The organism is Lactiplantibacillus garii (genome assembly GCF_003885105.1).
Taxonomy (GTDB): Bacteria; Bacillota; Bacilli; order Lactobacillales; family Lactobacillaceae; genus Lactiplantibacillus; species Lactiplantibacillus garii.
Genome location: NZ_QWZQ01000098.1, coordinates 1,031 through 2,252 on the forward strand (window position 1 = coordinate 1,031; position 1,222 = coordinate 2,252).

A 1,222-nucleotide genomic window follows, 5' to 3' on the forward strand; every position below is an offset into this window, starting at 1 on the left:
TCATGACTAAAATCTGATTCCAATTGAACTGCGCGCTGATTTGCAACTGTATTTAAGGCATTATCAGCCACTAGTGCCGTTCGTGCAGTAGACGTTCGTGCTTGGTTTAATAAAACTATAAAATCAATCGCAATCTTTTTGGCACTATACATTGCATCTGGATTGGCCTGTTTCACAGTCTTAGCTTTAACTGGTGTTTTTTTTACAATGTTTTTCTTAACTGTAATCTTCTTGGTAGGTGCTTTATACTTTCCGGATGTTAAATACTTGTGTCAAACCCAACCGGTTGCTCCGTTTTTAGAGCTCTTCACGTAGTAATACAGGTATTTCTTACTGTGCTTAGTCACAGTCGTTTTTTTTAGGCGAACCCATGTAGATCTCTTGTAGTTTTTTAGGTTGTGATTTTTCTTCAACTTTAGCTTCTTGACACCGCCAATAGATTTGTATGTGCCAGCATTTTTTACTGAATGGTAATTAACTTTTTTTAGTCTTAACTATCCTGGTTCGCTTATATGTGGAACTAGCTTGCACATTAATACGGTGAGAGAAACTACCGGTAGCAACGGTAAACCCAATTAAAGCAGGTATAACCACTTTGTTTTTTCCAATATGCACTTTCACTTCTAATCCCTCCTAATTAATATCCAAGTTCAAGAGCTAGATACAGCGTTCCATCTGGTGCTTTATATTGTCCTACACCAATTTTAGTAAAGCCAGCATTTGTAAGATTTGACCAATGGTCTTCAGATTGCTTTACCCGTGCAATGATTGCATTAGCTGTCTTTTGATTGCTCGTATCAAAACTATCAATACCAATATCTTCAGTGCCATAGTAGCTATCCCAAATTCCGTATTGTTTTGCCAATGGCTCTACATACGTATTCCCATTTTCATCCTCATGTGCAAAGTTATTTACTAACTGTTTTGCTCGTACATTACCTACTTGAGTTAATGCCTCATCATGTACTAAGGCTCCTGTATGAGTCACTGTAAATTTTGATCGTGCAGTATTTATCTGACTAATAACATCATTGGCTAAAGTCGTTGGATTATACGTTTCGTCAGGATTAACTGTCTTATTTTTAGTTGGTGTCTTTGCTACAGTAGATTTTTTAGCAAGTGCTTTGTAACTACCCGCTTTCAAATACTTATGCCACGTCCAACCAGTGACACCTTTACTGGTTACGTAGAAATAGCTATATTTCTTGCCATGCTTGTAAAC

The 1,222-nt window shown here is 37.2% G+C and carries 2 protein-coding genes; both read right to left on the reverse strand.

Features of this window, described 5'->3' with window-relative positions:
• The coding region (locus D1831_RS14975) for a hypothetical protein (RefSeq protein ID WP_225422910.1) at positions 1-152 on the reverse strand (152 nt) is incomplete at its 3' end.
• Positions 153-637: 485 nt separating this feature from the next.
• The coding region (locus D1831_RS14135; protein WP_148096384.1) for a CAP domain-containing protein at positions 638-1,222 on the reverse strand (585 nt) is incomplete at its 5' end.